This window comes from Intrasporangium flavum (assembly GCF_001956915.1).
Classification (GTDB): domain Bacteria; phylum Actinomycetota; class Actinomycetes; order Actinomycetales; family Dermatophilaceae; genus Monashia; species Monashia flava.
The window spans coordinates 53,932-80,858 of the sequence record NZ_MLJO01000022.1; the positions used below are offsets into that span (position 1 = coordinate 53,932).

At 74.4% G+C, this 26,927-nt stretch carries 28 protein-coding genes and 1 pseudogene; 16 read left to right on the plus strand and 13 right to left on the minus strand.

The features are described from left to right. Nucleotides 1-3 precede the first annotated feature (3 nt). The 6 genes from BIV28_RS15915 (at nt 4) to BIV28_RS15940 (ending at nt 6,342) form a co-directional block, all read left to right on the plus strand. Complete coding sequence (locus BIV28_RS15915) at nt 4-918, plus strand: MurR/RpiR family transcriptional regulator (protein ID WP_076263454.1); 915 nt, start codon at nt 4-6, stop codon at nt 916-918. Between the two features lie 109 nt (nt 919-1,027). Then, on the plus strand, nt 1,028-1,960 hold the full coding sequence (locus BIV28_RS15920; protein WP_076263456.1) for an N-acetylmuramic acid 6-phosphate etherase: 933 nt from the start codon (nt 1,028-1,030) through the stop codon (nt 1,958-1,960). 103 nt (nt 1,961-2,063) lie between these two features. Continuing rightward, nucleotides 2,064-3,383, plus strand: a complete 1,320-nt coding sequence (locus tag BIV28_RS15925) for an extracellular solute-binding protein (RefSeq protein WP_076263457.1) — start codon at nt 2,064-2,066, stop codon at nt 3,381-3,383. Nucleotides 3,384-3,522: 139 nt separating this feature from the next. Further along, nucleotides 3,523-4,422: a carbohydrate ABC transporter permease gene (locus tag BIV28_RS15930; RefSeq protein WP_076263459.1), complete on the plus strand. Its 900-nt coding sequence runs from the start codon at nt 3,523-3,525 to the stop codon at nt 4,420-4,422. After that, the gene (locus tag BIV28_RS15935) at nt 4,419-5,339 is read left to right on the plus strand and encodes a carbohydrate ABC transporter permease (protein ID WP_076263461.1); all 921 of its coding nucleotides are present in this window, start codon (nt 4,419-4,421) and stop codon (nt 5,337-5,339) included. The genes BIV28_RS15930 and BIV28_RS15935 overlap by 4 nt, the downstream gene beginning before the upstream one ends. A 61-nt stretch (nt 5,340-5,400) precedes the next feature. Further along, complete coding sequence (locus BIV28_RS15940; RefSeq protein WP_242653083.1) at nt 5,401-6,342, plus strand: BadF/BadG/BcrA/BcrD ATPase family protein; 942 nt, start codon at nt 5,401-5,403, stop codon at nt 6,340-6,342. Nucleotides 6,343-6,423: 81 nt separating this feature from the next. Here the strand turns inward: BIV28_RS15940 and BIV28_RS15945 are convergent, their stop codons facing one another. After that, nucleotides 6,424-7,068 (minus strand): hypothetical protein, encoded by a 645-nt coding sequence (locus tag BIV28_RS15945; protein WP_076263464.1) that lies wholly within the window; start codon nt 7,066-7,068, stop codon nt 6,424-6,426. A gap of 141 nt (nt 7,069-7,209) precedes the next feature. Between BIV28_RS15945 and BIV28_RS15950 the strand changes: the two genes are divergently transcribed. Next, nucleotides 7,210-7,755, plus strand: a complete 546-nt coding sequence (locus BIV28_RS15950) for a sigma-70 family RNA polymerase sigma factor (protein ID WP_076263466.1) — start codon at nt 7,210-7,212, stop codon at nt 7,753-7,755. Further along, nucleotides 7,752-8,897 (plus strand): hypothetical protein, encoded by a 1,146-nt coding sequence (locus BIV28_RS15955; protein ID WP_076263468.1) that lies wholly within the window; start codon nt 7,752-7,754, stop codon nt 8,895-8,897. Before BIV28_RS15950 ends, BIV28_RS15955 begins: the two co-directional genes overlap by 4 nt. A 53-nt stretch (nt 8,898-8,950) precedes the next feature. Here the strand turns inward: BIV28_RS15955 and BIV28_RS15960 are convergent, their stop codons facing one another. Beyond that, nucleotides 8,951-10,111: a sensor histidine kinase gene (locus BIV28_RS15960; RefSeq protein ID WP_076263470.1), complete on the minus strand. Its 1,161-nt coding sequence runs from the start codon at nt 10,109-10,111 to the stop codon at nt 8,951-8,953. Next, nucleotides 10,111-10,908, minus strand: coding sequence for a response regulator transcription factor (locus BIV28_RS15965; protein ID WP_076263472.1), 798 nt, complete (start codon nt 10,906-10,908; stop codon nt 10,111-10,113). The genes BIV28_RS15960 and BIV28_RS15965 overlap by 1 nt, the downstream gene beginning before the upstream one ends. 170 nt (nt 10,909-11,078) lie before the next feature. Between BIV28_RS15965 and BIV28_RS15970 the strand changes: the two genes are divergently transcribed. Continuing rightward, nucleotides 11,079-11,549: a hypothetical protein gene (locus BIV28_RS15970; RefSeq protein WP_207556032.1), complete on the plus strand. Its 471-nt coding sequence runs from the start codon at nt 11,079-11,081 to the stop codon at nt 11,547-11,549. A gap of 90 nt (nt 11,550-11,639) precedes the next feature. Here the strand turns inward: BIV28_RS15970 and BIV28_RS15975 are convergent, their stop codons facing one another. After that, nucleotides 11,640-12,920, minus strand: coding sequence for an NAD(P)/FAD-dependent oxidoreductase (locus BIV28_RS15975; protein WP_076263476.1), 1,281 nt, complete (start codon nt 12,918-12,920; stop codon nt 11,640-11,642). A gap of 213 nt (nt 12,921-13,133) precedes the next feature. On the opposite strand from BIV28_RS15975, the gene BIV28_RS15980 reads away from it, so the two are divergent. Both BIV28_RS15980 and BIV28_RS15985 read left to right on the plus strand, forming a co-directional pair. Next, complete coding sequence (locus BIV28_RS15980) at nt 13,134-14,783, plus strand: PucR family transcriptional regulator (protein WP_083707417.1); 1,650 nt, start codon at nt 13,134-13,136, stop codon at nt 14,781-14,783. 74 nt (nt 14,784-14,857) lie between these two features. After that, complete coding sequence (locus BIV28_RS15985; protein ID WP_083707418.1) at nt 14,858-15,553, plus strand: nucleotidyltransferase domain-containing protein; 696 nt, start codon at nt 14,858-14,860, stop codon at nt 15,551-15,553. Nucleotides 15,554-15,557: 4 nt separating this feature from the next. On the opposite strand, the gene BIV28_RS15990 is transcribed toward BIV28_RS15985, so the two are convergent. Both BIV28_RS15990 and BIV28_RS15995 read right to left on the minus strand, forming a co-directional pair. Continuing rightward, the gene (locus BIV28_RS15990; protein ID WP_076263478.1) at nt 15,558-15,992 is read right to left on the minus strand and encodes a VOC family protein; all 435 of its coding nucleotides are present in this window, start codon (nt 15,990-15,992) and stop codon (nt 15,558-15,560) included. Nucleotides 15,993-16,137: 145 nt separating this feature from the next. Next, nucleotides 16,138-16,329: pseudogene (locus BIV28_RS15995) on the minus strand (BldC family transcriptional regulator). A gap of 588 nt (nt 16,330-16,917) precedes the next feature. Here BIV28_RS15995 and BIV28_RS16000 point away from each other — a divergent pair. Further along, the gene (locus BIV28_RS16000) at nt 16,918-17,115 is read left to right on the plus strand and encodes a DUF3073 domain-containing protein (protein ID WP_076263480.1); all 198 of its coding nucleotides are present in this window, start codon (nt 16,918-16,920) and stop codon (nt 17,113-17,115) included. Between the two features lie 188 nt (nt 17,116-17,303). Here the strand turns inward: BIV28_RS16000 and purM are convergent, their stop codons facing one another. Continuing rightward, nucleotides 17,304-18,434: a phosphoribosylformylglycinamidine cyclo-ligase gene (gene purM / locus BIV28_RS16005; RefSeq protein WP_076263482.1), complete on the minus strand. Its 1,131-nt coding sequence runs from the start codon at nt 18,432-18,434 to the stop codon at nt 17,304-17,306. Nucleotides 18,435-18,646: 212 nt separating this feature from the next. Here purM and BIV28_RS16010 point away from each other — a divergent pair, with 212 nt between their 5' ends. Further along, nucleotides 18,647-19,552, plus strand: coding sequence for a hypothetical protein (locus BIV28_RS16010; RefSeq protein ID WP_076263483.1), 906 nt, complete (start codon nt 18,647-18,649; stop codon nt 19,550-19,552). A gap of 81 nt (nt 19,553-19,633) precedes the next feature. Here BIV28_RS16010 and purF read toward each other — a convergent pair whose 3' ends face one another. From purF to BIV28_RS16040, 6 genes are all read right to left on the minus strand, one after another. Then, on the minus strand, nt 19,634-21,196 hold the full coding sequence (purF, locus tag BIV28_RS16015) for an amidophosphoribosyltransferase (protein WP_076263485.1): 1,563 nt from the start codon (nt 21,194-21,196) through the stop codon (nt 19,634-19,636). A gap of 89 nt (nt 21,197-21,285) precedes the next feature. Then, entirely contained in the window at nt 21,286-21,855 is a 570-nt protein-coding gene (thpR, locus tag BIV28_RS16020) for an RNA 2',3'-cyclic phosphodiesterase (protein ID WP_076263487.1), read from the minus strand. Further along, on the minus strand, nt 21,852-23,027 hold the full coding sequence (locus BIV28_RS16025; RefSeq protein WP_076263488.1) for a CaiB/BaiF CoA transferase family protein: 1,176 nt from the start codon (nt 23,025-23,027) through the stop codon (nt 21,852-21,854). The genes thpR and BIV28_RS16025 overlap by 4 nt, the downstream gene beginning before the upstream one ends. After that, a complete protein-coding gene (locus BIV28_RS16030) occupies nt 23,024-23,269 on the minus strand; it encodes a hypothetical protein (RefSeq protein ID WP_076263608.1) in 246 nt (81 codons plus the stop codon). Before BIV28_RS16030 ends, BIV28_RS16025 begins: the two co-directional genes overlap by 4 nt. A 2-nt stretch (nt 23,270-23,271) precedes the next feature. After that, entirely contained in the window at nt 23,272-23,646 is a 375-nt protein-coding gene (locus BIV28_RS16035; protein ID WP_076263490.1) for a sterol carrier family protein, read from the minus strand. A 100-nt stretch (nt 23,647-23,746) separates the two neighbouring features. Next, complete coding sequence (locus tag BIV28_RS16040) at nt 23,747-24,628, minus strand: LLM class flavin-dependent oxidoreductase (protein ID WP_076263491.1); 882 nt, start codon at nt 24,626-24,628, stop codon at nt 23,747-23,749. Nucleotides 24,629-24,750: 122 nt separating this feature from the next. Between BIV28_RS16040 and BIV28_RS16045 the strand changes: the two genes are divergently transcribed. The 3 genes from BIV28_RS16045 to BIV28_RS16055 are packed head-to-tail and all read left to right on the plus strand — an operon-like array spanning nt 24,751 to nt 26,916. Then, the gene (locus BIV28_RS16045) at nt 24,751-25,176 is read left to right on the plus strand and encodes a VOC family protein (RefSeq protein ID WP_076263493.1); all 426 of its coding nucleotides are present in this window, start codon (nt 24,751-24,753) and stop codon (nt 25,174-25,176) included. Between the two features lie 26 nt (nt 25,177-25,202). After that, entirely contained in the window at nt 25,203-26,039 is an 837-nt protein-coding gene (locus tag BIV28_RS20080) for a GNAT family N-acetyltransferase (protein WP_207556033.1), read from the plus strand. A 7-nt stretch (nt 26,040-26,046) separates the two neighbouring features. Then, nucleotides 26,047-26,916, plus strand: a complete 870-nt coding sequence (locus tag BIV28_RS16055) for a spermidine synthase (protein ID WP_423221544.1) — start codon at nt 26,047-26,049, stop codon at nt 26,914-26,916. The last annotated feature ends 11 nt before the right edge of the window (nt 26,917-26,927 follow it).

Genomic DNA, 26,927 nt, shown 5'->3' on the forward strand with positions numbered 1-26,927 from the left:
CCCATGCCGAGGACCGAGGACCGAGCCGGGGACGGCGCCGCACACCAGCCCGGACGGCCGGCCGGCGCCCCCCTGCTCATCCGCCTGCGGGGCATCCGCCCGTCGCTGTCACCCGCCGAGGACCGCGTCGCCGAGATCGTGCTCGCCGACGCGCGTCGGGCGGCGGGGCTGACGATCAGCGAGCTCGCGAGCGCGGCGAGCACGTCCGAGACGACCGTCCTGCGCTTCTGCCGGCGGCTCGGGCTGCCGGGCTACCCGCAGCTGCGGCTGGCCCTCGCCGAGGAGTCGGCCCAGCCGCGCAGCCTCTCGCGTGGCGACACCGACATCAGCGCGAGCGACACCGTCGACGACATCATCGCCAAGGTGGCCTTCACCGACGCGAGCGCCGTCGAGGAGACGGCCCAGGGCCTGGACCGCGACGCGCTGACGGCGGCCGCCGCTGCCATCGCCCGGGCCGGCCGCGTCGACGTCTACGGCATCGGCGCGTCGGCGATCGTCGGCACCGACCTGCAGCAGAAGCTGCACCGCATCGGCGTTGTCGCCTTCGCCTGGAACGACCCGCACATCGCCCTGACGAGCGCGACGCTGCTGCGCAAGGGCGACGTCGCCGTCGGCATCTCCCACTCGGGCACGACGGCCGAGACGATCGAGGCGCTCGCGGCCGCCCGCTCGAACGGGGCGACGACGGTCGCGATCACCAACTTCCCCGTGTCGCGGCTCGCGGAGGGCGCCGACATCATCCTCGCCACGGCCGCCCGCGAGACGAGCCTGCGCTCGGGCGCGACGGCGAGCCGCATCGCGGCCCTGACGGTCGTCGACTGCCTCTACATCGCGGTGGCCCAGCGCAACCTGCGCAAGGCCCGCAAGGCCGTGGCCGAGACCCGCGAGGCCGTCGCGGGCCACCACCTGCCCGACTGACGCGCGCCCGCGCGGCGGTCGGGCAGGTGGGGCCTCGGCCCCACCGTGACCCGAATGTTACTCATTTACACCATTGACGCTCATGGCGTAGGAAACTAACCTCGCCACCGTGAGCAGCGAGGTGACCGTGGACGCCCCCACCGAGGAGCGCCATCCGGGGACGACGTCCATCGACACCGATTCCTCGCTCGGCGTCCTGCGGGCCCTCAACGCCGAGGACGCCACGGTGCCCGGTGCCGTCGCCGCGGTGCTTCCCGAGCTCGCCCTCCTCGTCGACCGCGCCGTCGACTCGCTGCGCGCCGGCGGGTCGGTCCACTACTTCGGCGCCGGCACCTCCGGCCGCCTCGCCGTCCTCGACGCCGCGGAGCTGCGCCCCACCTTCAACGCTCCCGAGGGCCTCGTCGTGGCCCACCACGCCGGCGGCCCGGCCGCACTGCTGCAGGCCGTCGAGAACGTCGAGGACGACGCCGAGCTCGGCCGCGCGGAGGCGAACGTCCTGCGCCGCGGCGACATCGCCATCGGGCTCACCGCGTCGGGCCGCACGCCCTTCGTCCGCGGTGCGCTCGAGCGGGCCCGCGAGCTCGGGGCCACCACCGCGCTCGTCACCGCCAACCCGCACGCCGAGCTCGCGACCCTCGCCGACCACGTGCTCGCCGCCCGCACCGGGCCCGAGGCGCTCACCGGCTCGACGCGCCTCAAGGCCGGCACCGCCCAAAAGCTCGTCCTCAACTCGTTCTCGACGGCGCTGATGATCCGCCTCGGCCGCACGTGGTCCAACCTCATGGTCGACGTCGTGGCGACCAACGCCAAGCTGCGCGGACGCGTCGTACGCATCCTCCAGGAGGCCACCGGCGCCGACGCGGACGCGGCCCGCCTCGCCCTCGACGCCGCGGGTGGCGAGCTCAAGCCGGCCCTGCTGTCGATGCTCGCGCACGTCGACGCCACCACGGCCCGCGACGCCCTCGAGGACCACGAGGGCTCGGTCGCCCGAGCCCTCGTCTCCCTCACCAGCCCGGCGCCCCACCCCGTGACCACGCAGTGACGACCCCGTGACCCCAGCAGTGACGACGCAGTTGACCGCAGACCCGACGCCCACCACCCCGCCCAGCACCCCGACCAGCAGGGACACCCCGACAGGAGCACCCATGACCCCCGCCCTCCCCCGCACCGGCCCGTCGCGGCACCGCCGCCGCACCGTCCTGGCGCTCGCCGCCCTCTCCGGCGCCCTCCTCGTCGGGGCGTGCTCGCCCTCCTCCAGCGGCTCGGGCTCGGGTGGCGACGACGGCAAGGTGACGCTCACCGTGTGGTCCTGGCGCGTCGAGGACGAGGCCGCCTACAAGAAGATCTTCGCGGCGTACGAGAAGGCCCACCCGGGCGTCACCGTCGACTTCAAGGCGTTCAAGGCCACCGAGTACAACAAGATCCTCGCCACCGGGCTCGCCGGCTCGAACGGCCCGGACGTGCCGCAGGTCCGCTCCTACGGCCAGCTGCAGACGACCGTCGCCAGCAAGTCGCTGCTGCCGCTGGACGGCAAGGTCGACCTCACCGGCTGGGACGCGAACGTCGTCGCGAGCGCCAAGGGCAAGGAGGACGGCAAGACCTACTCCGTCCCGCTCGCCCGCCAGACGGTGCAGATGTTCTACAACCAGGGACTCTTCGACAAGAACGGCCTCAAGGCCCCGACCACGTGGCAGGAGTTCGTCGCCGCCAACGACAAGCTCCTCGCGGCCGGTGTCACGCCGATCGCCGTCGGCGCCAAGGACGACTGGACGCTGCCGATCGTCCACGAGGTGCTCGCGGCGCCCCGCTTCGGCGGCAAGGCCTTCCAGCAGGAGGTCCTGAGCGGCAAGAAGTCCTTCACCGACCCCGACTGGGTGGCTTCGGTCAAGGTCGTCGGCGACCTCGCCAAGTACATGCCCAAGAACGTCACCGGCGTCGCCGCCACCGACGCCCAGACCCTCTTCTCGGCCGAGAAGGCCGCGATGATCCCGGGCGGCTCCTTCGACCTCGGCGTCCTCGAGAAGGCCAACCCGAACGTCAAGATCGGCGTCTTCCAGGTGCCGCCGCCGCCCGGCTCGCCGAGCGGGTCCGCGGCCACGACGGCAGGATGGGCCGATGGCAACTTCGCCGTCTCGGCCAGGTCGAAGCACCCGAACGAGGCCACCGAGCTCGTCAAGTGGATGACCTCCAAGGACTTCGGGCAGATGGTCACCGACGACATCAAGCAGATCTCGGCCGTGCCGGGCGTCAACCCGTCCGACCCGCTGCTCAAGCAGATGAGCGACAACTACACGAACACCGGCTCGCCCTACCTGCTGCTCACCGACTTCCGCTACGGCTCGCCGTCGGGCACCGACGTCTTCGGCAAGGCCCTGCAGGAGCTGCTCCTCGGGTCCAAGGACGCCACGGCCGTCAGCTCCGAGCTCGACTCCGGCGTCAAGACCTGGTTCAAGCCGAGCGCCTGAGCGCCCACCCCGGCCTCCACCTGAACCAGCCCCGCACCACCGTCCGGCCGGCACCCCACCCGCCGGCCGGACGGTACCTCCACCGTCTGGCCCCGCACCACCCGCCGCACCCCGTCCCGACCCCCACGAGGAGGTCCTCATGAGGCGTCGCACCGGACTGCTGTTCCTCACCCCCGCCCTCGCGCTGTTCACCGTCTTCGTGCTCTACCCGATGCTGACGGCGTTCTCCTACGCCTTCTTCGACTGGGAGGGCACGGCGCGCGGCGCCTTCGCCGGCGTCGACAACTTCGTCACGCTCTTCACGCGGGCCCCGTTCACGACCGACCTGCCCCGGGCCCTGCTGCACAACGTGCTCTTCTTCGTCGGCACGATGCTCATCCAGAACACCATCGGGCTCAGCGTCGCCTACCTGCTGCACACGCGTCCGCGCACGCGCCGGATGCTGCAGACGCTGTACGCGATGCCCTACCTCGTGAGCCCGATCGTCATCGGCTACCTCTGGACGCTGCTCCTGTCGCCGACCTTCGGGCCGGTCAACACGCTGCTGACCAACATCGGCCTCGAGTCGTGGGCGCTGCCGTGGCTCGGCGACCCGAAGACCGCCCTCTGGGTCGTCATCCTCGTCAGCGTCTGGCAGTGGATCGGCTTCCCGGTCCTGCTCTACGGCGCCGCCCTCGGTGGCGTCCCGGAGGAGCTGACCGAGGCCGCTCGCGTCGACGGCGCCTCGCACCGCCAGGCCTTCTTCCGCATCACGCTGCCGCTGCTCGTGCCCGCCATCGGCACGGTGTCGGTGCTGACGTTCATCTTCGCGATGGAGGCCTTCGCCCTGCCGTACGCGTTCGGCGGTTCCACCGGAAACCCTGCGGGCGCAACGGACTTCGTGTCACTGCTCTTCTACCGCACCGCCTTCGACTCCGGCGCCACCGACGCGATCGGCAGCTCCTCGGCCCTCGCGACGGTGCTGTTCGTCATCATCTTCGGCGGGGCGTACGCGGCCACTGCCGTGCTCCGCCGGCACGAGCGGAGGATCACCGCATGACCACGGCCGTCGTCACCACCGAGTCGTCCGACGCGCCGGCCCGCGAGTCCCTCCGGCGAACGTCGCCGCGCCCCGGCCGAGGCCGCCCGTCGGGCACCGGCCGCGCCGTCGGCGGCGCGGGAGCGAGCATCCTGCTCTGGGGCTACGCCGCGCTCGCCCTCGTGCCGCTGCTGCTCATGGTGAGCAACTCGTTCCGCTCCAACTCCGACCTCATCACCGACCCCCTCGGCCTGCCCTCCCCGCCGACGACGGCCAGCTACGTCGAGGCGTGGACCACGGGCAACTTCGCGACGTACTTCGGCAACTCACTGGCTGTCACGGTCGGGGCCGTCGTCATCTCGACGGCGGTGTCGACGATGGCGGCCTACGCCCTCGCGCGCGGCCGCTCCCGGGTGTTCCGGTGGTTCGAGTCGCTCTTCCTGTCCGGCCTCATGCTGCCGATCCACCTGGCGATCCTGCCGATCTTCTACCTCTTCGACGGCCTCGGCCTCATCGACTCCCGTTTCGGCCTGTCCCTCATGTACGCGGCGTCAGGCGTGCCGTTCTCGATCTTCGTGCTCACGACGTTCTTCCGGCAGCTGCCCGCCGAGCTCGAGGAGGCGGCGGCGCTCGACGGCGCGAACCAGTGGCAGACCTTCTGGCGGATCATGGTGCCCCTCGTGCGCCCGGCCGTGGCCACCGTGGCGGTGTTCCGGTTCGTGCCGATCTGGAACGACTTCCTCTTCCCGCTCGTGCTCCTGCGCCGCGACGACAAGTACACGCTGCCCGTCGGCCTCACGAGCTTCTTCGGCGAGAACGCGACGAACTACTCCGCCGTCTTCGCCGGCCTCGTCATCACGACGATCCCGCTCATCCTGCTCTTCCTCGTGGCCACGAAGCAGATCGTGGCGGGCTTGACCGCCGGCATGGCGAAGTGATCGGCTCGCCTGCGTGGCGGGTGCGAGCAGGGGTCCTGGCGGTGCCGTGCTGAGGCGCGTCGTGGCCGTCGATGTCGGGGGGTCGGGGCTGCGGCTCACCTGCGTCGACGCGTCGGGGCCCGCGGACGGGCCGCTGACCGTCCGCACGGCCGACGGGGTTCGCTTGGGCGCCAACGGGATCGACGTGCCGGCCCTCGTGGCGTCGGCGCGCTCGCTGCTCCCCGACGCCGACCTGTCCGACGCCGCCGTCGTGTGGTCGATGCGCGGGCTGCTCTTCCTCGCCGACCGCGACGCCGTGCTCGACGCCGTCGCGTCGGGCCTGCGGGCCCGGCACACGGTCGTCGTCAGCGACGCCGTCGCCAACCTCGTCGGTGCCCTCGGCGGCGTCCGACCCGGCGCGGTCGTGGCGGCCGGCACGGGGGCCGTCGCCTTCGGCACCGACTTCGGCACGCGATGGAACCGCGTCGACGGGTGGGGCCACGTGCTCGGCGACGCCGGGTCGGCCGCGTCGGTCGGCCTCGAGGGCCTGCGGGCCGCGCTGCGCGCGCTCGACGGGCTGCCGGGTGGCTCGCCCGAACTGCTCGACGCGGCCACCGAGCTGCTCGGTGACCCCGCCGGGTGGCCGCGCCTCGTCATGACGGGGGCCGACGCCCCCGAACGCCTCGCGTCGGTGGCCCCGCTCGTCACGGCGGCCGCCGGCACCGACGCCGTGGCGGCGCGGGTGTGCGCCGACGCCGGCCGGTCGCTCGCCCAGTCGCTCGTCGCGGCGGCCTCCGGGCTCGCCGACCCGACGCTCGTCGCCTCCGGCGGCCTGCTGAGCGCACCCGAGGTGTCCGGCGCCCTCGACGCGGAGCTCGCGGCGCGCGGTCTGGCGCGCACGCCGGCCCGCGGCGGCGCCCTGCACGGGGCCCTCGCCCTCGGGCGGCTGCTGGCCGCGACGGGGCGCGTCCCCGAGCACCCGGCCTACCTCCTGCAGCGGCCGCGTCAGTTCTCGGGCAGCTGAGGAGGCAGGCCGGGCGGTCGAGCGGCCGGCCGGGAGGGCGGCCGCTCGACCCCCGATGGAGGGTCCTGCGGGCGGGGCAGGTCAGTCGTCGGAGCCGCCGTCGTCGCCGGCGTGGTCGCCGCCGTCGTCCCCGTTGTCGTCACCGTTGTCGTGACCGCTCCGGTGGTCACCGCTGTGCTCTGACGTGACGTCGCCCGAGTCGTGCGAGTCCTCGCCCGAGGTCTGGTCGTTCGCGTCCTCGCCCGAGGTCTGGTCGTTCGCGTCCTCGCCCTGGTCGTCGGCGTCCTCGCCCTGGTCGTCGGACGCGTCGTGGCTGCGGGGCGTGTCGGCGGCCGGCGTGCCGGTGCCGCCGGCGTGGGACACCGCGGCCGCACGGGCCGACCGGTGCGCCGTGCGCGTCTCGACGCCCTTCTTCTTCGCGGCAGCCGCCGTGGCCTGCCCCTTGGCCGCGGCCTCGGGGTGTGCCGGCGCCTCGGAGGTCTCGGTGGCCTCGGGGGTCTCGGTGGCCTCCGGCGTCTCCGATGCCTCGGGAGCCTCGGTCTCCGCCGGCTCGCTCGCCTCGGGCGCCTCGGGCGTCTCGTCGGCGGCCGGGGTCGTCACGACGGCGGGTGGGGGCGCCGGGGTGTCGTCGGAGGCGAAGGCGATGCCGCCTCCGGCCATGGCCGCCGCGATGACGACGCCGCCGACGCCGAGGACGATCTTGCGCTGGACGAGCCGCTGCTTCATGGGTTTCGGTCCTTCCGTGGGTGGAGGCCTGACCGGGGCCGGGTGCGCCCGTACATTGCCGCGCGATCGCCCGGCGTTACGCCCGGTGCGCGTGTAATGTCCGATTCCATCCACCACGCGGACCACCCACGCGGACAGGACATGGACGAGCCACTGCTGCGCGACGCCGTACGACGGGGCCGGTCGGGCGATCCCGACGCGGTGGAGGCCGTGCTGGCCGAGTTCCGGCCCCGCATCCACCGGTACTGCGTCACGCGCCTCGGTGACGAGCTCGCCGAGGACGTCACCCAGGAGGCCTGCCTCGCCCTGGCCCACGCGCTACCCGGCTACGAGGAGCGCGGGGTCCCCTTCAGCAGCTTCGTCTTCGGCATCGCCGCGAACAAGGTGTCGATGGCCCGCCGCACGCTGGCGCGGGCCCGCGAGTTCGCCGGCGTCGTGCCCGACGCGGCGTCGGCCGACCCGACGCCGGAGCAGCGCGCCGTCACCGGCGACGACCTGTCCCGCGCCCTGGCCCCGCTCGGCGGGCTGCCCGAGCGCCAGCGTGAGATCCTCCTGCTCCGCGTCGTCGACGGACTCTCCGCCGACGAGGTGGCCGGCCTGCTCGGCATGACGCCGACGGCCGTGCGGGTGGCCCAGCACCGCGCGCTGCGTGCCCTGCGCCGACGACTCGAGGAGGACGCGTCATGACCCGCCCCGAGCCGTTCGCCGCCGTCCACGCCGACGACCTCCTCCTCGACCGCCTCGCCGAGCGCCGGGCGCCGGAGGCCGGGTCGGGCGACGGCGCCACCGAGGCGCTGCTGCGCCTGGCCCGTGCCGCCGACGACGCGGCCGGCCTCGCCCCGTCGCAGGTCGGCGCCGTGCCCGAGCGCACCCCCGACCCGGGCACCCCGGCCGGCAGCGCGTCAGGCGCCAGGACCTTCGGGCCGACGCCGGCGCCCTTGAGCGCGGGCCGGCGGCATCGTCACGCGGTCATCGCCTCGCGGGTCCTCGTGGCGGCCGCGGCCTGCGTGGCGCTCGGGCTCGTCCCCGCCGCGCACGACACCCGGCCGCCCCTGCCCTCGCCCGTGCTGCCGGCCGCGCCCGTGGCGCTCGTCCGCGCGCAGGCCCTCGTCGCGGAGGCCCAGGGACTCGTCGCGCCGCCCGATGCCGAGCCGACGACCGCGGGCCTCGACCGGGCCGAGTCGCTGCTCGCCCAGGCCGCCGACGTGCTCGACGGGGTGCGCGACCCCGTGGGCGGCACGCTGGGGGTCGACGCCGTGCGCGCCCGACTGGCCGGGGTGGCCGGCGCCCTGGCGGCGGCACGCCACCGGCTCGACTCCCCCGTCGGCGTCGTCGAGACCACCGGAGGTGCCGGCGCCGTCGCCCCGACCACCCCGGGCGCGGCCGACCGGGGCTCGACGCGCCACGGCGGCGCGAGCGGCACCGCCTCGTCCGGCACGAGGCCGGCCGGTTCGGGTTCACGACAGGACGGGCGTGAGGACTCGCGAGACGACGACGGCCGTGAGGACTCCGGGACGGCGGCGGTCCACACGACCACGAGCGGGAGCACGAGTGGCCACGACGCGTCGGAGTCGTCCGGCTCCGGACACCCGTCCGGCAGCGACCACTCCGGCGAAGGCGGTGGGGACGACGACGAGTCCGACGACTCCGGGTCGGGCACCGGCTCCGACGACGGCTCCGGCGACGGCTCTGGGGACGACTCCCACGACGGCTCCGCGGACCGGTCCGACGACGGGTCGGGCACCCGGTCCGACGACGGTTCGCACAGCGGATCCGACTCCGGCGCAACCGGACCCGGTTCGGACGAAGAGGGTCGCGGCTCCGACTGACACCGACCGACGTGCTCGGTGCGATCTCGGTGGCATGAGCCGTCGACGGTCGGTCAGGGCGTCGAGGCAGCGGCGCCCTCGTCGTGCGCACGGGTCGCCCGCGGGGTGGGCTGCGGCGGCCTGCCGTCGAGGGGCAGGCGCACCTCGAAGCGGCAACCCACCGGCGGGCGGGGCCCCTCGACGGACTCGGGCCCGCCGTGGGTCGTCGCGTCGCCGCGGGCGCCGTCGGCACCGACGTTGGCCACGGTCACGGTGCCGCCATAGGCCCCGACCACGGCCGACACGATCGCCAGCCCCAGCCCCGCTCCGGCCGTGCCGGTGGGCGTGCGGGCCGGCGACCCGCGGAAGCCCGCCTCGAACACGCGCGGGAGCACGTCGTCGGCGATGCCGCCACACGCGTCCGACACGGCGAGCACCGCGTCCGGGCCGTCGACGGCGAGGTCGACCCGCACCGTGCTGCCCGGGGCGGTGTGCCGCACGGCGTTGGCGACGAGGTTGTCGACGACCCGGGTGACGTCGCGGGCGTCGAGGTCGGCGGTCGGCGTGCCCGACGTGGTGCCGACCACCGACACCCCGACCCGCGCCGCCACCGGGCGGGCCGCGGCGACGACGTCGGAGACGACGTCCGACAGGTCGACGAGCGCCCGGTCGCGCGCGACGTCGCCGGCGGTGATCCGCGACAGGTCGAGCAGGTCGCCGACCATGGCGTCGAGCCGGGCGATCTCACGGCGCAGCTGGGCGAAGGCCTGCTCCGGGTCGGGGGCCACGCCGTCCTCGAGGGCGTCGGCCAGCGCCCGGATCGCGGCGAGCGGGCTGCGCAGGTCGTGCGAGACCCACGCGACGAGCTCGCGCCGGCGCTCCTCCATCGCCTGGTCGCGCAGCCGGGCCTCCTCGGCGCGCGACATGGCGCGGCCGAGGTGCTGGACGTGCCGGGCGACGGCCCAGCCGGCCGCGACCGCGACGGGGACCGTCGCGAGCAGGCTGATGAGGACGAGCGCCGAGTCGTGCTCGGACAGCAGCATCGCCCGCGAGCCGGCGTAGATGCCGGCGCCGACGGCGAGGACGACGACGAGCGGGGTGGCGAGGGCCGCCGCGACGGCCGCTCGCAGGGTCGGGCGTCGGGTGGCGAAGCGGACGACGAGGACCCCCGCGACCCCCACGACGGTCGCGACCCCGGCGGAGACGAGGACAGCCTGCGCACCCGCCGCGTCCATCACCGGCCTCCCGCCGCATCCGTGGCCGCGGCGTCGCCGGGGAGCCCGGGTGTCGAGGGGGTGACCGGCGAGGCCGGGTCCCACCGGTAGCCGACGCCGAAGACGGTCACGAGGCGCCGCGGCGCGCTCGGGTCGGCCTCGACCTTCTCGCGCACCCGTCGGACGTGGACGGTCACCGTGGACTCGTCGCCGAACTCCCAGCCCCACACCGACCGCATGAGGTCGGTGCGGGTGAAGACGCGTCCCGGGTGCCCGACGAACCAGGCGAGCAGGTCGAACTCGCGCGTGGTCAGGGCCGTCTCGGCGCCGCCGAGGTGCACCCGGCGACCGGCGCCGTCGACGGTGAGGTCGCCGTCGACGAGGACCTCCGCGGGCACCGTCCCGCCCGGGTCGGCGGCGGCCGGGGCGGCCGGGGTGGCGGACGCGTCGGCGGCCCGGGCGCGGCGCAGGATCGACTGCACCCGGAGGACGAGCTCGCGAGGGCTGAAGGGCTTGGTGACGTAGTCGTCGGCGCCGAGCTCGAGCCCGGCGATGCGGTCGTGCTCCTCGCCCCGAGCCGTCAGCATGACCACGGGCAGGTCGGGGTGGAGCCGGCGCACCCGGCGACACACCTCGAGGCCGTCGATCCCGGGGAGCATGACGTCGAGCAGGACGAGGTCGGGGCGTCGGCGCACGACCGACGCGACGGCATCCCGGCCGTCGACGACCACCTCGACGCCCAGACCCGCCCGGTCGAGGTAGGCGGCGACGACGCCGGACACGGTCGTGTCGTCCTCGACGACGAGCACGGTCTCCACGGGCTCAGGATAGGTCGCCGGCGGCCCGGCGCACTGCTGGCGCGACCCCTCGGCGCGGGCACGTCAGCACCTCGTAAGAACGCCGTAACGACGACGTCATGGAGTCGCCGGCGCCCTCGGACTTGAATCGTGGGGAACCCGGTCACCCGACCGGCTCACGAGGAGAAACCATGAAGCACAAGCGAATCCGTCACCTCGCAGCTGTGGCGTCGGCCGTCCTGGCAGGCGGCGCGGCATTGGCCACGGTCGCAGCGGGGCCCGCGTCGGCCGGCGTCTCGGGGCCGGCCTTCTACGTCGACCACGTGCTGTACCGCACCGTGGCGACGCCCACCGACCTGACCGGCACCGGGGCCCCAGAGAGCAGCTTCGACACCATCTACAGCTTCGGCGCCCTCCAGCGCAGCGTGGCCACCTCGGCGCCCGGCTACCGCGACTTCAACGGCGGTCGCTGGGCCGTGCACGCCGTCACCGCGCCCCACGGGTACGCCGCGGCGCTCGCGTCGGGCGACCTCGACGGCAACGGGGTCATCGACGCGACGAACGAGGTCGCCGCAGCGCTGACCGCGGGCGACCTCGTCGACAACGGCGTCGTCAAGCGGTTCGTGTGCACCGTCAACCGGGTTCCGGCCTCCCAGGCCTGAGCGCCGCCAACCACGTCCCCGGGGGATGGATGAGGGCCCGCTCGACGTCGACCGTCGAGCGGGCCCTGCTCCCTCCCAGGCGAACCCGCGTCAGCGCAGCGGGTTGAACGGGCGCAGCTCGTCGGGGGTCGAGCCGGTGACGATCTGCTCCGCGAGCAGGCGACCGGTGACCGGGCCGAGCGTGATGCCCCACATGCCGTGGCCGCCGGCCACGAAGACCTTCGAGCTGCGCGTCGCGCCGATGAGCGGCAGGCCGTCGATGGTGCAGGGGCGCGAGCCGACCCACTCGTCCTGGCGGTGGTCGAGGTCGGCGCCCTTGAGCAGCGGGCGGGCCGACTCGACGATGGCACCGATGCGGCGCTGGTCGAGGGCGGCCTCGGGCTTGCGGAACTCCATCATGCCGGCGACACGGAGGCGGTCACCGACGGGCGTGCACGCAACGCGCGCGGCCGGGAAGTACACCGGCCCGTTGGGCAGGTCCTCGACCTCGACGCTGAAGGAGTAGCCGCGACCGGCCTGCACGACGCGCTTGACGCCGAACTCCTTGGCCAGCTTGCCGAGCCACGCACCGGTGGCGACGACGACGGCGTCGTACTGCTCGGCCTGGCCGAAGTCGTTGGTGACGACGACGCCGGTGGCGGTGTCGGTGATGGACGTGACGGCGCTGCCGGTCACGATCTTGCCGCCGCGGGCGGTCACCGAGTCGGCGAGCGCGGCCACGAACGCGCCGGGGTTGATGAAGCGCTGGCCGTGCAGCACGATCGCGGCGCCGATGTTCTCCGAGAGCGCGGGCTCGACGGCGCGCGCCTCGTCGCCGGAGAGGACGTCGAAGGTGATGTCGCCGCCCGACGCGTGGATGTGCTCGATCTCCTCGAGGAGGGTCTGGCGCTCCTCGGCGGTGCGGTAGGCCGCGGTGAACGACTTGGCCTCGTACGTCTCGGCGTCGACGCCGCCGTCCTTGAGCAGGTCGAAGCTGGCGAGCGACAGGTCGTTGACCGGGACGAGGGCGCCCATGGCCTTCTTCCACGCCGTCATCGTGCTGTGGCGGGTGAAGCCGGTGACGAAGCGCAGGAAGTCGGGGTTGGCGCTCGGCGGCACGTAGACCGGCGAGGTCGGCGATAGCACGGCACGCAGGCCGTACTTGAGGACGGCGGGCTCGGGCAGCGGCGTCGCGATGCCCGGCGTCAGCCACCCGGCGTTGCCCCAGGACGCGCCAGCGGCGACACCCTCGCGGTCGATGACGGTGACCTCGACGCCGCGCTCCTGGAGGAACCAGGCGGTGGCGAGCCCGACCATGCCGGCGCCGACGACGGCGACGCGCTCGGGGGCGGGGTGCGCCGAGGGGACGGACGGGGTTGTGGCTGCGGCCATGGGCTCGACTCCTGGTGGTCGGGGCTGGTGCGCGGGCTCGATCGCTCGACGTGGGGCCGTGCGCGCGTGCGGTGCAGTGGTGCTGGGTGGGCGCCGGTGGGGTGGCGCCCACGACCATGGTCGGGCCGCCCGGGCCAGTGCCCGTGGTGCTCCTCCGCCAGACTTCCGGCCGATCGTTGTGCGCCGGGCACAACCGCCGTGCCACCATGGGGCATGGCCACGACCCGCGGCACCTCGCGCCGCGCCGCCACCCGCACCTCCTCCACGAGCTCGGTCGGGCTGCCCGTCTCGCAGCTCGTCGGCACCATCGGCGGCGGCCTGCTCACGGTCGTCGTCGACGCCGGCGCCGGCACCGTCGACGACGTGACCCTCGCCGAGCCCGGCTCCGGCGTCTTCGGCCAGGCCGGCGACCTGCTGCTCGGCGTCGGCGTCGACCGTCCCGCCGACGCCGCGGCCCTGCTCGAGGGTGCCGCGGGCGTCGACGTCGGGGCCGTGGTGCTGCGCCGTGGCGCGGCCCGCAACCCGCAGGTGCGCGCGGCCGCCCGCCGGCACGGCGTCGCGCTCGTCGAGCTGGCCGACCACGCGTCGTGGGCCCACGTCGTGTGGCTGCTGCGCGGCGTGCTCGACCGGGCGGCGAGCGGACCCGCGGTGCGCGCCGAGGGACCGGTGCTCGACGAGCTGTTCGCCCTGGCTGACGCCTGCGCCGCGCTCGTCGGCGGCCCGATCACCATCGAGGACACCCAGTCCCGCGTCCTCGCCTACTCCTCCGCCCAGGCGGTCGCCGACCCGGCCCGCGTCTCGACGATCGTGGGCCGCCGCGTGCCCGACGAGGTGATCGCCTCGCTCCGCGGCCGCGGCGTCTTCCGGCGTCTGGCGAGATCCGACGAGCCGTTCTTCGTGCCGGCGGGCCGCGACCTCGGGGCGCGGCTCGTCGTGCCGGTCCGTGCCGGCACCGAGTGGCTCGGCTCGATCTGGGCGGTCGTCGACGACGAGCCGCCCGAGGCCGTGCGACGCTCCCTGGCCCAGACCGCGTCGGTCGTGGCGCTGCACCTGCTCCGGCTCCGCTCGCAGGCCGACCTCGCGCGTCGCGTCGCGGCCGACCGGGTGCGCGCCGTGCTCAGCGGCGACAGCCCCGAGGCCGAGGGCTGGCTGCCCCCGCCGCCGTGGCGGGTGGCCGTGCTGGCCGGCGCCCACGAGGCCCCGGCCGACACCGGTACCGGGCCGGAGGCGTCCGGAGGCAGGGCGAGCAGCACGGCCGAGCGAGAGCTCGACGTCTGGGAGTCCGCGGCCCGGCGCCGGTCGTGGCGCCAGCCGCTCCTCGCGATCTTCGACGGTGTCGCGCTCGCCCTCGTCCGCGACGTGCCGGGCGACACGACGCCCGGCACGTGGGAGTGGCTGCTCGGCGTCGTCACCGAGGTCGCGGGCGTCACGCCCACCGCGACCGCGAGTGCCGGCGGACGCGTGTCGCGGGTCGCGCAGCTGGACCGCTCACGGCGCGAAGCCACCGAGGTGCAGCGGCTGCGCGAGGCGGGCCGCGTCACCGGCACGACGGTCACCGTCGAGGACGCCTGGGCCGCGGTGACCAACGCCCGGGCGCTGAGCGGGATCTGGACCGAGGAGCTGCTCGGCCCGGTCGAGTCGCTGCGCCTGCACGACGAGGAGCACGGCACCGCCTACCTGTCCACCGTCGCGGCGTGGCTCGACCACCCCGGTGACCCACGCGCCGCGGCCCGGGCCGTGCACGTGCACCCGAACACGCTGCGCTACCGGATGCAGCGCCTCTCCGACGTCGTCGACCTCGACCTGCACGACCCCGAGACGCGCCTCGCCCTGCGCCTGCAGCTGCGTGCCCTCGGCCACTGACGCGTCGGCGTCGGCACGTCCCCTCCCACGCCCGGTGCGGCGCGGGTGGCCGGGCGCCGCGTTAGCGTGGCGCCGTGCCGACGAGCCAGCCCCACGACGCCGACGCTCCCGACGCCGACGACGCCCCTGACGCCACGGCCCCCGCTGCCGACGAGGCCCGGATGAGCGAGGAGGAGTTCCAGCGCGTCTACGGCCCCCTCGACCCGCTGACGCCGGAGGAGGCCCGTGACCTCCTCGCCGGGATGGACGCCCCGTGGTGGGTGGCCGGCGGCTGGGCGATCGAGGCCTGGACGGGCGTCCACCGCCACCACGAGGACATCGACCTGTCGGTCTTCCGCCGCGACCTGCCCGTCCTGCGCGAGCACCTCGGCGCCCGCTTCCACCTCTGGTCCGCGAGCGACGCCGGCCTGCTGCACCTGGCCGCGGGGCGCGCGATGCCGGAGGACTCGGGGCAGGTGTGGTTCCGCGAGCACGCCCTCGCACCCTGGCGCGGCGAGGTGCTCCTCAACGCCGACCTCGACGGTCGCTGGCAGTCCAAGCGGGACGCCTCCCTCGTCGTCCCGCTCGAGGAGGTCACGTGGGTCCGCGACGGGATCCGCTACCTGCGCCCCGAGCACGTCCTCGTCCACAAGGTGGCCTCGGGCCGGCCCAAGGACGACGCCGACCTCGAGGCCGCCCTCCCGCTGCTCGACGACGCCGCCCGCGATCTGCTCGCCCGGTTCGTCGCCGAGCACGCACCCGACCACCCGTGGCGCGCGCGGCTGGGCTGACGCGTCAGTCGCCCAGCTCGACGGTGCCGTCGGCGCCCACGCGGAAGTTCGGGTTGTGCACGAAGTCCCACCGGAAGCCGTCGGGGTCGGCGACGCAGGCACTCGTGCCGCCCCACTCGCGCAGCGCGGGAGAGGTGACGCTCGTGGCCCCGGCCGCGACGGCGGCGTCATGGAGCCGGGTGACGTCGGACGCGTCGGCGACGTTGTGCCCCAACGACATCGGGGGCGCCTGGGTGCCGTGGCCGACGTCGCCGTACTCGCTCGGCATCGACGTGACGTTCCACAGCGCGAGCAGCTGACCCGGGGCGCACTGGACGAAGGCGATCTCACCCGGAAGGTGCAGGACGAGACGGAAGCCGAGGCCCTCGACGTAGAAGTCGCGCGACGCCTCGACGTCGCGGACCCCGAGGGTGATGGCGCTGATCTGCGGAGTCGTCATCCCTCGACCCTAGGGCGCGCCACCGACGGCACGCCGAGGCCGAGCACCCGACCCGTGCCGCGAGCAGCGCGGGAACGAGTGAGGGAGGGGCACCGTTGGCACCCCTCCCCCGTGTCGTCGACCGGTTCCCCCTGGTTCCGGCGCGTCAGTGCCCACCGCCGAGCAGCTCGCGGACCTCGGACTCGCGGTACCGGCGATGACCGCCGAGCGTGCGGATCGAGGTGAGCTTGCCGGCCTTGGCCCAACGGGTGACCGTCTTCGGGTCAACCCGGAAGAGGGCCGCGACCTAGGCAGGCGTGAGCAGCTTTTCGGTGTCGTGCCGATCCTGAGTCGTCATTGTCATATCCCCACCACCCTGTCGCTAGGTGCAGCGACACGCATGTGCCCCAACCGGGGCTCAGTAAAGCAAGGGTAAAGTCTCGAGCGCCTGAATGGCAGTTAAACCCCGAAAAGTCTCAAATCGACGCGCGAAGCGGGGCGATGGTGTATACCACGCGGGGCACCCCGTCGGGCGGCTCCGGATCCCCTGTTCTCCGAGGCCAGGTCGCATCCTTCCCGTTTCGCAGGCCCGGTGGGGGCTTGGGCACCGGGCACCCGACGTGGCCTGCGTCACGTCACCCTGACGGCCCTGACGGCCCCCGGCCGGCCCTCCGCCCCTGCCGGCAGAGGGCCCGTCACCGGCGGGTGGGGCTCATGTCATCGGCCCGTCATGCCGTCGGCGCGGGGGCGAGGCCGGATCGTTGCCGGATCGTCCGCATCGGGCAGCTGGAATGCGGGGTGGGCGCGGGCACGATTTGCCTCGCTCATGTAGCGTTAGCACCACGCAGACACCACACATCCCGGGGCCGCTACGCGGAAGACGGAGAGCCGAGAGTCTCCCCGCCGAGCGATGCCGCCCCGGCACGACGCATGAGGGGGTCACGCCATGGGGCGCGGCCGAGCCAAAGCCAAGCAGACCAAGGTCGCACGGCAGCTCAAGTACTACACGCCGAACACGGACTTGGGCGCGCTGGAGCGCGAGCTGCACGGCTCGTCTCAGCGGGACGGTGACAACGAGTCACCGGCCCCAGCCAGCGAGAACGAGTACGACGACTACGGGAAGTGGGCGTCGGGCGAGCGTTGAGCTCGTCCCCTCAAGCCTTCTCGACAGGTGCCGGGTGACTCGTCACCCGGCACGTGGTCGTCTCCACCCTGATCACGCGTCCGGGCCCTCGGGCCCGAGTGGTCCGTCGGCCTGAGCCTGCCCTCGGCAGGTGCAGGCTGGCGCTCGTCGGGTCGTCGAGGCTCGTCGCGGGTCCGTCGGGGCGCCGCTCAGCGCGTCGGGTGCGCCCCGACGACCTGCACGGCGCCTCCGTCGACGCCCTTGGCGCCACGGACCACCTCGACGTCGCGCTCCACCATGCCCGTCGAGACCGCCGACTCCTCCGTCGTGACCTCGCCGAGGCGCCAGGCCGTGATGCCCGCTGCCTCGCTCAGCTCGATGGCGCGGTCGGCGTGCGCCTCGGGCAGGACGGCGACGAACCCGACGCCCTGGTTCAGGGTGCGCTCGATGTCGGCCTGCGGCACGCGTCCGAGGTCCTGGACGGTGCGGAACACGGCCGGCGGGGTCCACGTCGAGCGGTCGAGGCGGGCGAAGGTCCCCGCGGGCAGGACGCGCGCCAGGTTGGCCGCGAGCCCGCCGCCGGTGACGTGGCTCAGGGCGTGCATCTCGACGCCGTCGTCGCCGATGATCGACAGCAGCGGCCCGGTGTAGATGCGCGTCGGCTCGAGCAGCTCCTCGCCGAGGGTGCGGCCGAACTCGTCGACGTGCCGGTCGAGCTGCCAGCCGGCGCTCGCGACGACGCGCCGCACGAGGCTGTAGCCGTTGCTGTGCAGGCCGCTGCTCGCGAGCGCCACGACGACATCGCCGTCGGCCACCCGCTGCGGGCCGAGCACGTCGGCGAACTCGACGACGCCGGTGGCCGCGCCCGCGACGTCGTACTCGTCGGGCTCCAGCAGGCCCGGGTGCTCGGCGGTCTCGCCGCCGACGAGGGCCACGCCGGCCTCCTCGCAGGCCCGGGCGATGCCGCCGACGATGGCGGCGATCCGCTCGGGCACGACCTTGCCCGTGGCGATGTAGTCGGTCATGAAGAGCGGCTCGGCCCCGCAGACGACGATGTCGTCGACGACCATGCCGACGAGGTCGAAGCCGATGGTGTCGTGCCGGTCGAGCGCCTGGGCGATCGCGACCTTGGTGCCGACGCCGTCGGTGCTCGTGGCGAGGATCGGGCGGGTCATGCGGGCGATGGCGCTCGCGTCGAACATCCCGGCGAAGCCGCCGAGGCCGCCGACCACCTCGGGTCGGGTCGCGCGACGGACCGACTCCTTCATCAGCTCGATGGCCTTGTCACCCGCCTCGACGTCCACTCCGGCTGAGGCATACGTGATGGGGGCGTCGCTCACGGCCCCCAGCCTACCGGCGCCCGCCCGCACCCCCCCGACCCCGTCCACCCCGCCCCACCCCCCTCTCCCCCGTTCGAGGTATTCCGCGACCACATGCGGTCGGCGAATACCTCGACCCGTGCTTCCACACCCACGTGCTCGTCCTTGGGCTCGTCCACAGCGGCGGAGACGGGGGTTCCTGTCCATCGGGGTGGGCGTCCAAGGTCGAGCACGTGAGAGGACCAGAACGGCGCGCCCTGGCGCAGGACGTGGCTGCGCCGACCGGAGGCATCACGTCAAGAGATGCCCTGCAGGCCGCGGGACTGAACTACGTCGACATCCGGACCGAGATCCGTGCGGGTCGCTGGCGGCGCCACGGACTCCAGAGCGTCGCGCTGCATACGGGTCCCCTCGACGTCGATGCGCGGCGCCGGTGCGCGCTCTGGGAGACGGGCGCCGAGGTCGCGGCACTCGACGGGGTCACCGCGCTCCAGGTCGCTGGCCTGCGCAACTACGTCGACGAGCACGTGCACGTGTCCGTGGTGCACACCGCATCGGTCAAGCGCCTGACGGGGGTTCGCCTGCACAAGGTGATCCGACGGCTCCCGGACGAGCTCGCGGTCTCCGACCTGCCGCGGACGAGACCGGACGTCGCCGCCCTGCGGGCCGCCTCGTGGGCGATGTCGGATCGGCAGGCGGCCCTCGTGCTGCTGATGACGGTGCAGCAGGGGCTGGCGACCCCCCAGCGGATGCTGGAGACCAGCGCTCGGATGCCGGGGCGTCGACGCCGCGCGTTCATCAGACGGATCCTGCTCGACGCGGCTGACGGCGTGCAGTCCCTGGGCGAGCTCGACTTCGCCCGCATGTGCCGCACCGAGGGGCTCCCCGAGCCCAGCAGGCAGCTCGTGCGCCGGGGCCCGCGCGGCCGGATCTACCTGGACGTGCGGTGGGACGCGTCTCGTCTCGTCGTCGAGATCGACGGCGCCCAGCACCGCGAGGGGCTCAACGCCACCGCGGACAACCTGAGCAGGAACGCGGTCACGCTCGGCAATGACCGCGTGCTCCGGATCGACCTCGTGGGTCTGCGGCTCTACCAGGACGAGTACATGCGCCAGGTCCGGCTTGGCCTGTCCCGTTGAGGTGGCCCCGATCGAGGTATTCACCGACCACATACGGTCGCCGATTACCTCGATACGGAAGGGAGGGCGGAGTGCGCGGGGTCAGGGGTGCTGGAGGGCGTTCTCGCCGCCGGCGGAGACGCCGAGGGTGACGCCCTCGACGTCGACCGAACGGTCGTGGCCGGTGCGGACCGTCAGCGGGAGGGTCTCGAGCACGTGCTTGCCGATCTGGCCGTCCTCGGGCAGCTCGATCGGGTACTTCCCGGTGAAGCACGCGGAGCACAGCTGCTCGCGCGGCTGCTGGGTGGCCCCGATCATGCCCTCCTCGGAGATGTACCCGAGCGAGTCGGCGCCGATCGAGGCGCGGATCTCCTCGGTGCCGAGGCCGGTGGCGATGAGCTCGGCGCGCGTCGCGAAGTCGATGCCGTAGAAGCACGGCCACTGCACGGGCGGCGAGGAGATGCGCACGTGCACCTCGGCGGCGCCGGCCTCGCGGAGCATCCGGATCTGGGCGCGCTGGGTGTTGCCGCGCACGATCGAGTCGTCGACGACGACGAGCCGCTTGCCGCGGATCGTGTGCTCGAGCGGGTTGAGCTTGAGCCGGATGCCGAGCTGGCGCAGCGTCTGCGACGGCTGGATGAAGGTGCGCCCGACGTAGGCGTTCTTGACGAAGCCCTGCCCGAACGGGATGCCGGACTCCTGCGAGTAGCCCACGGCCGCAGGCACGCCCGACTCCGGGACGCCGATGACGAGGTCGGCGTCGACGGCGTGCTCGCGGGCCAGGACCCGGCCCATCTCGACGCGGGCCTCGTGCACGACGCGGCCGCGGATGACGGCGTCGGGGCGCGCGAGGTAGACGTACTCGAAGACGCAGCCCTTGGGCTGGGGCTCGGCGAACTTGTGCGATCGCAGGCCGTTCTCGTCGATGGCGATGAGCTCGCCGGGCTCGACCTCGCGGATGACCGAGGCACCGATGGTCTGCAGCGCGGCGGTCTCGGACGCGACGACCCAGCCGCGCTCGAGGCGTCCGAGCGCGAGCGGCCGGACGCCCCACGGGTCGCGGGCGGCGTAGAGCGTCTGCTCGTCCATGAAGACGAAGGAGAAGGCGCCGCGCAGCTTCGGCAGCAGGTCGAGGGCGGCCTGCTCGGGGGTGCGGTCCTCGTCGGCGGCCAGGAGCGTCGTGACGAGGGCGGTGTCGGAGGTGTTGCCGCGGGCGAGCTCGCCGGTGACGCGCGTGCCGCCGAAGTGCTCGTCGACGAGGGCGCGCAGCTCGACGGTGTTGATGAGGTTGCCGTTGTGGGCCAGGGCCAGCGTGCTGTGGCCGGTGCCGCCGAGCGTCGGCTGGGCGTTCTCCCACGTCGACCCGCCGGTCGTGGAGTAGCGCGTGTGGCCGATGGCCAGGTGCCCGCGCAGCGAGCTGAGGGCGGTCTCGTCGAAGACCTGCGAGACGAGCCCCATGTCCTTGTAGACGAGGATCTTCTCGCCGTCGCCGGTGGCGATGCCCGCCGACTCCTGCCCGCGGTGCTGCAGGGCGTACAACCCGAAGTACGTCAGCTTCGCGACGTCCTCTCCCGGGGCCCAGACGCCGAAGACCCCGCAGGCATCCTGCGGGCCCTTCTCGCCGGGGATGAGGTCATGGTTCAGTCGACCGTCGCCGCGTGCCACGGGCCCAGTGTCGCACAGCCGCGAGGGGCCGCCCGACGCGTCCCACCCGGGACGCCCGCCACGGCCCTCCCGGCGCCGACGCGTCCGGCTCAGTCGGCCGGCCGGCCGAGCGGGAGCGAGGCCAGCACCTCGTACCGCGTACGGCGTCCGCGGCCCTCGCCGAGGTGCGACTCGACGAGGACGACCTCGTCGGCCCGCCACGTCGGCCCCTCGTAGGCGTCGAGCGCGCGCAGCCAGCGCGTGGCCTCGGCCGGCCGCGGGAAGCGCCCGAGCGTGACGTGCGGGTGGAAACGGGTGCCGTCAGGAGTGGCCCCGACGCCGTTCGCGGCGCCGCGCGTGGCCCGGGCCAGGGCGCGCAGGTCGCCGTGGAGCACCTCGACGCCGGCCCACAGCACGCGGGCCGCGTAGGGGTTCGGGAAGACGCCGGCCCCGGACAGCCGCAGCACGAGCGGCTCGCGCCGCGACGCGACGGACGCGAGGGCATCGGTGAGGGGGTCGAGGCTGCGGTCGGGCACCGCGCCGAGGAAGGCGAGGGTGACGTGCCACTGGTGCGGGTCGGTCCAGCGCAGCTCGGCCCCGGCCTCGCGGCGGGGTTCGACGTGGGCGGCGAGGTGGTCGAGCGCGTCGTCGGGCGGGACGAGCGCGACGAAGAGCCTCACGGCACCGACGCCTCCGACGTGTCGAGGGCAGCCCCGGACGCCAGCAGCCCCTCGACGTCGGGCACACCCCACGCCGTGAGCGCGGCCCGGGTGTCGGCGCCGACCGGCGAGGGTGGCGTCGTGAGCGCGGCCGGCGTGCGGGAGAACCGCGGAGCCGGCGCGGGCTGCACGACGCCGTGGTGCTCGACGTAGGTGCCGCGCGCGGCGAGGTGCGGATGGGCGGGCGCCTCCGCGTAGGACAGCACCGGCTCGACGCACGCGTCGGTGCCCTCGAACAGCGCGGCCCACGCGTCGCGCGTGCGGGTGCGGAACGTGTCGGCGAGGAGGGTGCGCAGCGCCGGCCACTCGCTCGGGTCGAGGCGGTTCGGGGCGACGTCGGTGAGCCCGAGCAGCTCGAGGAACGTGTCGTAGAAGGCCTGCTCGAGGGGGCCGACGGCCATCCAGCCGGCGTCGCTCGTCTCGTAGACGTCGTAGAACGGGGCGCCGGTGTCGAGGAGGTTGGTGCCGCGGCGGTCGCTCCAGAGACCGGCACCTAGGAGGCCCAGGACGAGTGAGGAGACGTGCGCCGTGCCGTCGACGATCGCGGCGTCGACGACCTGCCCCTTCCCGCTCGTGCGCGCCTCGAGCAGCGCCGCGAGGACGCCGACGACGAGGTAGAGCGCGCCGCCGCCGAAGTCGCCGACGAGGTTGACCGGCACCTGCGGCGGGCCGCCTTGACGGCCGATGGCCCCGAGGGCCCCGGTGATGGCGATGTAGCCGATGTCGTGGCCCGCGGCCTGCGCGAGCGGGCCGTCCTGGCCCCAGCCGGTCATCCGGCCGTAGACGAGCCGCGGGTTGCGCTCGAGGCAGGTGTCGGGGCCGAGGCCGAGCCGCTCGGCGACGCCGGGGCGGTAGCCCTCGACGAGCACGTCGGCCTGCTCGACGAGGTGCAGGGCGGCCGCGAGGCCGTCAGGGTGCTTGAGGTCGAGGGCGACCGAGGGGCGGCCGCGGCGGAGCAGGTCGTGCTCGGGCTCGAGCGGCACCGGCAGCGGCGAGAGCCCCGGGCGGTCGACGCGGACGACGTCGGCGCCGAGGTCGGCCAGGAGCATCGCCGCGAACGGCGACGGGCCGATGCCGGCCAGCTCGACGACGCGGACGCCCGCGAGGGGCCCTCCGCGCGGCGCCGGGCTCACGAGCCGTCGCGGCCCGTGCGGTCGAGCAGGAGCGCGATGATGCCGGCCAGGCCCGCGCCGAGGAACACCCCGAGCGCGCCGAGGAACAGGACCGCGGTGCCGATGTCGTAGGACTTCGTCACGGAGTAGCTGGGGCCGCCCGGCTCGCGCAGGCCGATGAACACGCCGATGACGAGCCCCACGAGGGCCCCGGTGACGAGGAAGCGCTTGAAGTTCGGGGTGCGGGGGACGTCGGGACTCACGGTCACAGCGTAAGCGAGCGCAGCGGCAGCAGGCCGTCGAGGTGGGCCCGCTGGCCGCTGGCGCGCACCCGGGCGGCGTCGACGGCGTCCTCCCACGACAGGTCGCCGACGGCCAGGCGCAGCCACGTGTCGGCGTCGGTCTCGATGACGTTGGGTGGGGTGCCGCGTCGGTGCACGGGCCCCTCGATGCACTGGGCGGCGCCGAACGGCGGCACGCGCACCTCGACGGTGCGGCCCGGGGCGACCGTGGCGAGCTCCTCGAGGGTGTAGCGCACGGCCGTGGCCAGCGTCGACCGGTCGACCGTGAAGTCGGCGGCGCGGCAGGCCTGCAGGGCGGCTCGACCCGCGTCGACCGGGGTGCGTCGGCGAGGCGGCATGGGCGGCAGCCTAGCCCCGCGCACCGACGCCCACCCACGCGCACCGACGCGTCAGCCCGACGCCCGCCCGGACGTGTCCGGACGCGTCAGTGCAGGCGTGTCAGCGCAGGCGCGGGATGACGTCGGCGACGACCGCGTCGAGCACCGACCGGTTGCCACGGTACGGCTCGGTGGCCCGCGGCCAGTGCGTGATGACGTCGGTGAAGCCGAGGTCGGCGGCGCGGCCGACGGCGTCCTCGAACGCGTCGACGCTGCTCAGCGAGAACGTCGGGGCGCTGTCGAGGTTGAGGTAGCGGTCGAGGCTGCCCGGGGCGCGGCCCGACGCCTCGAGCGTCTCCTCGACGACGCGGCAGTGGCCGGCCACGAGGGCCCACCACTCCGCGTCGGTGTCGGCGCTGCCGCCGTAGGTCATCCACGCGTCGCCACGCCGCACGGCGAGCCGGATGGAGCGCGGGCCGTTGGCGGCGATGACGAGCGGGACCCGGTGGCCCTCGGGCAGCCCGCGCACCGGGCCCGGACGCGTCTGGACGTCGCGCGCCGAGTAGAAGCGACCGTCGGCCGACACCCGGTCCTCGCGCAGCAGCCGGTCGAGCAGGTCGGTGAACTCGTGGAACCGGGCGACGCGCTCCTTGAGCGGGAGGTCGTCGCCGGTGATGCGCGAGTCGAGGTCGCCGCCCGTGCCGATGCCGAGCAGGAACCGGCCGCCGGAGATGTCGTCGAGGGCCAGGACCTCGCGCATGAACTGGACCGGGTGGTGGTTGTTCGGCGAGGACACGAAGGTGCCGAGGCGGGCGTTCGAGGTGACCGCGGCCGCCGCGGCGAGGGTCGGCACGGCGGCGAACCACGGCGACTCGGGCAGGCCGCCCCACGTGATGTGGTCGAAGGTCCAGAGGTGGTCGAAGCCCATCGCGTCGGCCTCGCGCCACATCGGCTCGGCGACGGACCAGGCGTGCTCGGGCAGGATCGCGAGACCGAAGCGCATGCCCCGACGGTAGTACCGAACGGCGGCGTCCCCGAACCGTTGTCGCTGTCGGCGCCGGGTCGTAGCGTCGGGAGGACCACCCGGAGCGCACCGGGTGGCCGACGCGCCGCGAAGGAGCCGCCATGTCCAACCTCGTCGTCCACTTCGAGATCCACGGCTCGGACCCCGCGGTCCTCGCCGACTTCTACGGCCGGCTGCTCGGCTGGTCCTTCCAGCAGTTCGGCGACATGCCGTACTGGTCCATCGACACCGGCGAGGAGTCGATGCACCAGGGCGGCCCCGGCCAGGGCATCAACGGCGGCCTGACCCAGCGCCAGGGCCCGAGGCCGGAGACGGGCGGCGCCGTCAACGGCGCCAACCTCGTCGTCGCGGTCGACGACGTCGACGGCCTCTTCGCCAAGGGCCTCGAGCTCGGCGGCACCGAGGCCATCGCGCCCAACGACATGCAGGGCGTCGGGCGCCTGGCCTACCTCCACGACCCCGACGGCAACGTCTTCGGCCTCATCTCGCCGGTCATGTCCGACGGCACCACCGCGATGGGCTCCTGACCCCGCCGCCCTCCTAGGCTGGTCCGGTGACGCCAGACCAGCACCGACCGACGCCCAGCGGAGCACCGACGCCGTGGGACGACGCCGCGGTGCTCGCCGCGTCGACCGAGTGGTCCTGGGTGCCCGACTTCGCGCGCAGCGTCCGCACGGAGGAGTACCTCGTCGTCGCGTACCCGGAGACGTTCCTCACCCCGACCGGCGCGCGGGTCCTCAGCTCCGGCACCGCCGCCCGCGACCCCCGTGACCTCGTCGACGAGGTGCACGCCGTGGCCCGGGGCCTCGGCAGGGACCGGCTGTGGTGGGCCGTGTCGGACACGACGACCCCCGGCGTGGAGCAGGAGATCGTGCGCCGCGGGGGCACCGTGGCCGAGCGGATGGACGTGCTCGCCCTGGACCTCTCGCAGGGCCACGTTCCGGACCTCGGCGTGCCCGGCGACGTCGAGGTGCACCGCGTCGTCGACCGCGGCGACGTGCTCGACTCGCTCGTCATCAGCCAGCTCGCCTTCGGCGGTCAGGAGCCCGACGACGCCGAGGTCGACCTCAGCGTCGCGGAAGTCGACAAGGGCCTGGCCGACGGCTCCGGCGGTCGCGTCCTGGCCTCCGTCGACGGTCGGGCGGCGAGCACCGGCGGCTGGACCCTGGTCGGGCCGGTGGCCCGCTTCTGGGGCGCGGGCACCCACCCCGACCTGCGCGGCCGCGGCGCCTACCGCGCGGTGCTCGAGGCGCGGCTGCGACACGTCGTCGACGCCGGTGCCACCCTCGCGCTGACCCACGGCAGGGTCGAGACGTCCTCGCCGATCCTGCGCTCGGTCGGCTTCCGCCGGTACGGCGAGCAGCGCCAGCTCGTCGTCGACCTCACGTGAGCCGCACGTGAGCGCCCGCGCTCGACGGGGCGGCCCCGACCCCCACGGACCCCCGGCCGGCACGAGAACTGCGAGCCACGTCGCCCTCGAGTGGGACGAACGCGGCGGCGTCACCGTGCACATGGACGGCTCGCCGCAGTCGCACGTGCAGCCCGACGACCCGACCGTGCTCGTCTTCGAGTACGTCCAGCACCTCGCGCTCGTCCTCGACGCCCTCGCCCCCGCACCGCCCGCGCCGCTCACCGTGACGCACGTCGGCGGCGCCGGGCTGACGCTGCCCCGCTACGTCGAGGCGACGCGTCCGGGCTCGCCGCAGATCGTCCTCGAGCCCGACGCCGAGCTGACCGCACTCGTCCGCGAGCAGGTGCCGCTCCCCCGCCGCCACCGCATCCGGGTGCGGCCCGTCGACGGCCGCACCGGCGTCGCCGGCCTGCGCGACGCGTCGGCCGGGGTCGTCGTCACCGACGCCTACGCCGGCGGCCGGGTACCCGCCGAGCTCGTCGGCACGGCCTACGCGACGCAGCTGGCCCGGGTGCTCGAGCCCGGTGGCGTCGCGCTGTGGAACCTCGCCGACGAGCCGGGCCTGCGCTGGGTGTCGCGCGTCGTCGCGACCGTCCGCCAGGTGCTGCCCGAGGTGGCGGTCGTCGCGACCCACGAGGTGCTCAAGCGTCGACGCTTCGGCAACGCCGTGCTCGCCGCCTCGCGCGCGCCGCTCCCCCTCGAGCGGCTGCGCCGCGACGTCGCCCGGGCGTCGCTGCCCACCGGCCTCCGGGTCGGCGACGAGCTCGAGCGCCTGTGCGCCGGCGCGAAACCGTTCGGGGACGACGGGACCCGCAGCCCCGAACCGCCCGACGCGTCCGGCTGGCGGGTCGTGTGACACGCGCGAGG